The sequence below is a fragment of the Nonomuraea sp. NPDC003201 genome, assembly GCF_053590415.1.
On the sequence record NZ_JBSFTC010000137.1, the window covers coordinates 21,842 to 28,725 of the forward strand.

5 protein-coding genes are annotated in these 6,884 nt (G+C 72.6%); 4 read left to right on the top strand and 1 reads right to left on the bottom strand.

Annotation, left to right across the window (positions count from 1 at the left end; translation table 11 throughout):
* Nucleotides 1-19 precede the first annotated feature (19 nt).
* Nucleotides 20-1,933 carry a hypothetical protein gene (locus tag ACWDX9_RS35625; protein ID WP_449961898.1) on the bottom strand — a complete coding sequence of 638 codons (1,914 nt, stop codon included), beginning with the start codon at nucleotides 1,931-1,933 and terminating at the stop codon, nucleotides 20-22.
* A 126-nt stretch (nucleotides 1,934-2,059) separates the two neighbouring features.
* Here ACWDX9_RS35625 and ACWDX9_RS35630 point away from each other — a divergent pair, with 126 nt between their 5' ends.
* The 4 genes from ACWDX9_RS35630 to ACWDX9_RS35645 all read left to right on the top strand — a co-directional run.
* Nucleotides 2,060-2,536: an N-acetyltransferase family protein gene (locus tag ACWDX9_RS35630; RefSeq protein WP_449961901.1), complete on the top strand. Its 477-nt coding sequence runs from the start codon at nucleotides 2,060-2,062 to the stop codon at nucleotides 2,534-2,536.
* A 207-nt stretch (nucleotides 2,537-2,743) separates the two neighbouring features.
* On the top strand, nucleotides 2,744-4,054 hold the full coding sequence (locus ACWDX9_RS35635; RefSeq protein ID WP_449961904.1) for an MFS transporter: 1,311 nt from the start codon (nucleotides 2,744-2,746) through the stop codon (nucleotides 4,052-4,054).
* Between the two features lie 4 nt (nucleotides 4,055-4,058).
* Entirely contained in the window at nucleotides 4,059-6,080 is a 2,022-nt protein-coding gene (locus ACWDX9_RS35640; RefSeq protein WP_449961906.1) for a molybdopterin oxidoreductase family protein, read from the top strand.
* Nucleotides 6,077-6,884, top strand: an 808-nt coding sequence (locus ACWDX9_RS35645; RefSeq protein ID WP_449961909.1) for an NAD(P)/FAD-dependent oxidoreductase, incomplete at its 3' end; no start/stop codon positions are given. The genes ACWDX9_RS35640 and ACWDX9_RS35645, both read left to right, overlap by 4 nt.

The following is a 6,884-nucleotide window of genomic DNA, read 5'->3' on the forward strand; positions in this document are numbered from 1 at the left end:
CGGTCCCGCCGCAGGTCAGCTACCGGGGCCGGTAGCAGCAGCGCAGCCCCGTCTGCACTGTGGCGCGCAGTTCCTCCCCGATCGCCTGGTCCACCGCCGAGATCCGCCCCAGCGCCCGCCTGATCGCCTTGCCCACGGCGATCCTGGCCCGCTCCTCGCTCCCCGTGAACGGCCGCGCCCGCCCGCCGATGCCCGTCGCCGCCGTCAGCTCCGCCACCAGCCACTCGCGCTCCAGCCGCAGCCCCGCCGCCCGCTCCAGGTCGTTCATCGACTCCAGCTCGTCGATCTCCGCCTCCAGCTGGCCCAGCCGCTGCCGGTAGGTCTCCCTGGCCTGGTCGTCCAGCACCGGCTGGGCCGACCCGCCCTCGGGCCCGCGCGTCCACGACCCCGCGGCCAGGTCGGCGGCGAGGACCTCCCGGCCCGGATTGGCGACCAGCGTGGCCAGGTGCGCCATCCCGACGCTGTGGTCGACGAGCGCGAGCCGCCCGCCCAGCTCGACCTGCCAGTGCCGCCCGTGCCTGCGGAAGCGGCAGCCGTCCTGCCCCGAGGACGAGCGCCCGACCACGGACGGCAGCACCATGCCGAGCTCCCTGGCCTCCCGCGCGGCGGCGGCCTGCTCCCGGTTGGCCGCCTTGTCCTGCGTCCCGTCGCGCAGCGCCAGCGCCTGGCCCAGCCGCCACCTCGACAGCGCGGCGGCCGGCCAGTGCCCCAAGGCGAAGTTCCCCCGCACGGCCGCCCGCAGGTGCTCCACCGCCGTGGACAGGTCCCCGGTGGTGAGCGCGGCCATGCCCAGCGAGTGGTGCACGGAGCCGAAGCAGGCCACGCCCAGGCTGGCGACCACCGGCAGGTCCGCGAACGGGCGCAGCAGCGCGTACGCGCGGGCGGCCGTGTCCGGGTCCTGCAGCAGGTGGGCGGTCTCCACGACGCAGTACATCGAGAGCAGCCAGGTGCTCGACCCCGGCATCTCCTCCACGCGCAGCCTGGCCAGGTGCCCGGCCGCCGCGCGCCGGTCGCCCGCGACGGCCGCGGCCAGCGCCAGGCCCGCCAGGTACGAGTTGTCGATCGGGCTCAGCGTGGGCGAGCTGACCAGGTCCGACAGCACGGGCAGCAGCTCGGCGGCCCGGCCCTGGAACCAGCGGATGGCGCCGAGCTGGCCGCCGTACCAGCCGGTCGCGTCCATGTCGCCGGCGGCCACGCCGCGCTCGAAGCACTCGCCGGCCCGCTTCTCGGCCTCGGCGAAGCGGCCCGCGCGGATGGTCAGCATGACCTCGATCGCCTCGACCACGTACCCGACCGCGAGGTGGTCGTGGCCGGTCAGCAGGCCGCGCAGCTCCTCCAGGCCGCGCTCGGCGTGCGGGTCCGCGGCCAGGTAGAGGTCGACCGTCCGCCACAGCAGGCCCATCAGCAGGTCGCCCCTGCGCTCGGTGACGGCCGCCTGGCCGATCAGCTCGCTCGCCAGCTCCAGCCTGATCGCCGCGTGCTCGGGGCCGAGCAGGCAGTGGTGCGCCAGGCTCAGCGCCTCGGCCAGCGCCGCCCCGTCGCCGGAGCCCCTGGTCTCGGCCAGCAGCTCCATGATCGTGGTGTGCCGGCCCGCGCGGTAGTCCTCCTCGCCCCGCAACCGCACGCGCAGCCGCAGGGCCGGCGACGAGCGGGGGTCGATCAAGGACAGCGCGTGCCGCTGGCGGGCGCGTACCATCTCCGACTCCGCACATGTCCTGTGCTCGTGCACCCAGATCCCGCCCAGCCCCAGGGCCGCCCGCGCCAGCGACGACGGGTCGCCGCAGAGCTCGGCCAGCCGGTACGCCGAGTCGAACCAGCGCCGTGCGGTCTGCAGGTCGCCGTTCACGAACAGCGCCCGCTCGCCCAGCACGAGGGCCAGCTTGAGATCGGGGCACGAGGGCAGGAGTACCCCCGGTTGCTGTGCAACGCCCATCGGTTCCGCTCCCCAGTCCGATACCTTGCCTGAGCGTCTGCCACGGTCCCCGAATACCGTTCTGACAACTACGACGTTTGACACACTGGGCGGGTTCAATCGGGGAGGGGTCATACGCTGGGTGCCATGATTCGCCCCGCGACACCCGCCGACGTGCCCGAAATCGCCAGCATGATCCGTGAGCTCGCCGAGTACGAGAAGGCCGCGCACGAGGCGACGGTCACCGAGGAGCAGCTGCACACCGCGCTCTTCGCCGACAACCCGGCCGCGTTCGTCCACATCGCCGAGCACGACGGCGAGGTGGCCGGCTTCACGCTCTGGTTCCTGACGTTCTCGACGTGGCGCGGCGTGCACGGCATCTACATGGAGGACCTGTACGTACGCCCCCAGCACCGGGGCGGCGGCCACGGGGTCTCGCTCATGAAGGAGCTGGCCGGGATCTGCGCCGAGCGCGGCTACCAGCGCTTCGAATGGGTGGTGCTCGACTGGAACGAGCCCAGCGTCGCCTTCTACGACAGGCTCGGCGCGGTGCGCCAGGACGAGTGGCTGAAGTACCGGCTGACCGGCGAGCCGCTGCGGCGCCTGGCCGACCGCCAGGACTGATCGCTCACGTATCGTGACAAGCCACGCAGAAGATTACGCCTGATCATCGGCCCGTATTACGAGCAGGTTTCCTCCGTGACGCATGTGCGTGGCTTGTTACGCCGGTGAATCACACGTAACGAACGCACAGCCACGGATCGTCAAAGTGCGTAACGCGCGCTTCCTACTTTGGAGTTCCCCCCGGACGCCGAACGTAGGAGAAAGCCGATGGCGCGCTGGATCGCCGAGTGGCACCCCGATGACCCAGCTTTCTGGGAGAGCTCAGGCAAGCGCGTCGCACGGCGCAACCTGATCTTCTCGATCGTCGCCGAGCACCTCGGCTTCACCGTGTGGACGCTGTGGAGCATCGTGGCCACCAAGATGGGGGTCTACAAGTTCTCCACGGACCAGCTCTTCTGGCTGGTCGCGCTGCCCAACCTGGTCGGCTCGGTGCTGCGCGTGCCCTACACGTTCGGCCCGGCCAAGTTCGGCGGGCGCAACTTCACCGTGGTGAGCGCGGCGCTGCTGCTCATCCCGGCCGTGTTGCTCGGCGTGGCCGTCGGAAACCCGGAGACGCCGTACTGGCTGTTCCTGGTGATCGCGGCGCTGGCCGGGGTCGGCGGGGGGAACTTCGCCTCCAGCATGGCCAACATCACCTACTTCTACCCCCGCCACAAGCAGGGGGTCGCCCTGGGGCTGAACGCCGCGGGCGGCAACATCGGCGTCAGCTCGGTCCAGCTCGTCATGCCGCTGGTGATCGGCTCGCTCGGGCTGGCCGCGGCCGGGTGGTTCTGGATCCCGTTCGTCGTCGTGGCCGGCGCCTGCGCCTTCTTCTTCATGGACAACCTCACCAGCGCCAGGGCCAACCCGCGCGAGCAACTCGCGGTGGCGGGCAAGGCCCAGACCTGGATCATGTCGTTCCTGTACATCGGGACCTTCGGCTCGTTCATCGGCTACTCCACGGCCTTCCCGCTGCTCAGCAAGAGCCTCTTCCCCGAGGCCCCGTTCGCCGCCGTGGCGTTCGTCGGGCCGCTGCTGGGCTCGCTGATCAGGCCGGTGGGCGGCTGGCTGGCCGACAGGCTCGGCGGCGCCCCCGTCACGCTGTGGAACTTCGCCGGGATGGGCGGCGGGGTGCTGCTGGTCTGGGCGGCCAGCACCTCCGGCAACTTCTGGATGTTCTTCCTGTCCTTCCAGCTCCTCTTCGTCACCGCCGGCATCGGGAACGGCTCCACGTACCGCATGATCCCGGCCATCTTCCAGGCCAAGGCCGTCGCCGAGCGCGGCGAGGGCGAGGAGTCCCTGCTGTACGGCAAGCGCCAGGCCTCGGCCGCCATCGGCATCATCTCGGCGGTGGGAGCGCTGGGCGGGTTCCTCATCAACCGGGCGTTCGGGATGTCGTTCGCCGCGGCCGGGACCCCGGCGCCCGCCTTCCTCGCCTTCGGCGCCTTCTACGTGTCCTGTTTCGCCCTGACCTGGTGGTGCTACACCCGCAAGGTCGGCGCCTCGGTCGTGGCCAGCCTCGCCTATGCCCGGGTCTGACCCGATGAGCGAGCCCGTGAAGACACACTGCCCGTACTGCGCACTCCAGTGCGGCATGGAGATCGGCCCGGGCCTGGCCATCAGCCCCAGGACCGACATCCCTGCCAACGCCTCCGGCGCGCTGTGCCAGAAGGGCTGGACGGCGGGCGAGCTGCTCACCAACGGCGAGCGCCTGACCACCCCGCTCCTGCACGGCGAGCCGGTGGAGTGGGAGGTCGCGCTCGACCACGTGGCGGAGCGGCTGTCCGCGATCCGCGCCGAACACGGCCCCGACGGCGTGGCCGTGTTCGGCGGCGGCGGGCTCACCAACGAGAAGGCCTACACGCTCGGCAAGTTCGCCAGGGTCGCGCTGGGCACCAGCCAGATCGACTACAACGGCCGCTTCTGCATGTCGTCGGCCGCCGCCGCCTCGATCGAGGCGTTCGGCATGGACCGCGGCATGCCGTTCCCCATCACCGACCTGGCCGAGGCCGACATCGTGCTGCTGGCCGGCGCGAACGTCGCCGAGACCATGCCGCCGTTCGTGCGCCACCTGTCGGGACCCCGGGTGATCGTCATCGACCCGCGGCGCTCCCAGACGGCCAGGCAGGCCTGGCTGCACCTGCAGCCCACGCCCGGCACCGACCTGGCCCTGGCGCTCGGGATGCTGCACCTGGCCATCGCCGACGAGCTCGTGGACGAGGCGTACGTGGCGGCCAGGACCACCGGGTACGAGGAGGTCCGCACCTCGCTGGCCGCCTGGTGGCCGGAGCGGGTGGAGCGGATCACCGGGGTGCCGGTCTACCGGATGCGGCAGGCCGTCCGGGCGCTGGCCGCGGCGGGCAACGCGTACATCCTGACCGGGCGCGGCGCCGAGCAGCACGCCAAGGGCACCGACACGGTCAGCGCGTTCATCAACCTGGCGCTGGCGCTGGGCCTGCCCGGGCGGCACGGCTCCGGGTACGGCTGCGTGACCGGGCAGGGCAACGGCCAGGGCGGCAGGGAGCACGGGCAGAAGGCCGACCAGCTCCCCGGCTACCGCAAGATCGACGACCCGGCGGCCCGCGAGCACGTCGCGGGCGTGTGGGGCGTCCCGGCGGACAGCCTCCCGGGGCCGGGGCGGTCGGCGTACGAGCTGCTCGACGCCCTCGGCACCCCCGGCGGGCCGCGGGCGCTGCTCCTGTTCGGCTCCAACCCCGTGATCTCCGCGCCCGCCTCCGAGCACGTGGCCGAGCGCATCGCCTCCCTCGACCTGCTGGTGACCTGCGACTTCGTCATGTCCGAGACCGCGGCGATGGCCGACGTGGTCTTCCCGGTCACGCAGTGGGCCGAGGAGACCGGCACCATGACCAACCTCGAAGGCCGCGTCCTGCTCCGCAACCGGGCCGTGGCCCCGCCCGAGGGCGTCAGGAGCGACCTCGACGTGCTCGCCGGGCTCGCCGAACGGCTCGGGCACCCCTTGGAGACCGAGCCGGTCAAGATCTTCGACGAGCTGCGCCGCGCGAGCAAGGGCGGGGCGGCCGACTACTCGGGCATCACCTACGAGCGCATCACCGAAGAGAAGGGCGTCTTCTGGCCCTGCCCCGAACCGGAGCACCCCGGCACGCCGCGCCCGTTCCTCGACTCCTTCGCCCACCCGGACGGCCGCGCCAGGTTCGTGCCCGTCCAGCACCGGCCCGCGGCCGAGGAGACCGACGCGGACTACCCGATCTACCTGAGCACCGGACGGGTGCTCGCCCACTACCAGAGCGGCGCCCAGACCCGCAGGATCGCGCCGCTCGTCCAGGCGGCTCCCGAGCCGTTCGTCGAGCTGCACCCGGACCTCGCCGAGCAGCTCGACATCTCGCCCGGGGACGTCGTACGGGTCAGCAGCAGGAGAGGCGAGGGGAAGGCCGTGGCCAGGATCAGCGACGCCATCAGGCGCGACACCGTTTTCATGCCCTTCCACTGGGAGGGCGCCAACCGGCTCACCAACCCGGCGCTGGACCCGACCTCGAGGATGCCGGAGTTCAAGGTCTGCGCGGTCAGGGTGGAGAGGGACACATGAGGCTCGTCGTCGTCGGCAACGGGATGGCCGGGTCGCGGCTGGTCAGCGAGGTACGGACCAGGGACCCGCACATCAGGATCACGATCTTCGGCGCGGAGTCGCGCCAGCCGTACAACAGGGTGCTGCTGTCCAACGTGCTGGCCGGCAGCTCGCGTCCCGAGCAGGTGAGGCTGCTCGAATCCTCCTGGTACGACGCCCACAACGTCGAGGCCGCCTTCGGCGACGCGGTCGCCCACATCGACAGGGAGACCAGGCACGTGGTGACCGAGGGCGGGCGGCGCGAGCCGTACGACCTGCTGGTCCTGGCCATGGGCAGCGAGGCCGTCGTGCCGCCGATCCCCGGCGTGGAGCGGGCCATCCCGTTCCGCACGCTCGACGACTGCGAGCGCATCATGGAGGCCGCCGACCAGGCCCGCAGGGCCGTGGTCGTCGGCGGCGGCCTGCTCGGCATCGAGGCCGCCCGCGGGCTGGCCGGGCGCGGCCTGCCCGTGACGCTGCTGCACCTGGCCGGGCACCTCATGGAGCGCCAGCTCGACGTCGAGGCGGGCGAGGTGCTCGGCGAGACGCTCGCCGGGCTCGGCGTCGAGATCCGCACCGGCGTCAGCGCCGAGTCGGTGCGGGAGGACGGCGTCCGGCTGGCCGGCGGCGAGCTGATCGAGGCCGACCTCGTCGTGCTGGCCTGCGGCGTCCGCCCCGTCACCGGGCCCGGCGCCGCCGGGGGGGGGGTGGTGGGGGCGGGCGGGGGGGGGGGCGCCGCCGGCGGGGGGGGGGGCGCCGGCGCCCCCACCCCCGCCGGGGCGGGGC

What these genes read in the sequence shown, in the direction of transcription:
- ACWDX9_RS35630 (WP_449961901.1), top strand. Translation starts at nt 2,060, where the DNA reads ATGATTCGCCCCGCGACACCCGCCGACGTGCCCGAAATCGCCAGCATG.
- ACWDX9_RS35635 (WP_449961904.1), top strand. Translation starts at nt 2,744, where the DNA reads ATGGCGCGCTGGATCGCCGAGTGGCACCCCGATGACCCAGCTTTCTGG.
- ACWDX9_RS35640 (WP_449961906.1), top strand. Translation starts at nt 4,059, where the DNA reads ATGAGCGAGCCCGTGAAGACACACTGCCCGTACTGCGCACTCCAGTGC.
- ACWDX9_RS35625 (WP_449961898.1), bottom strand. Translation starts at nt 1,933, where the DNA reads ATGGGCGTTGCACAGCAACCGGGGGTACTCCTGCCCTCGTGCCCCGAT.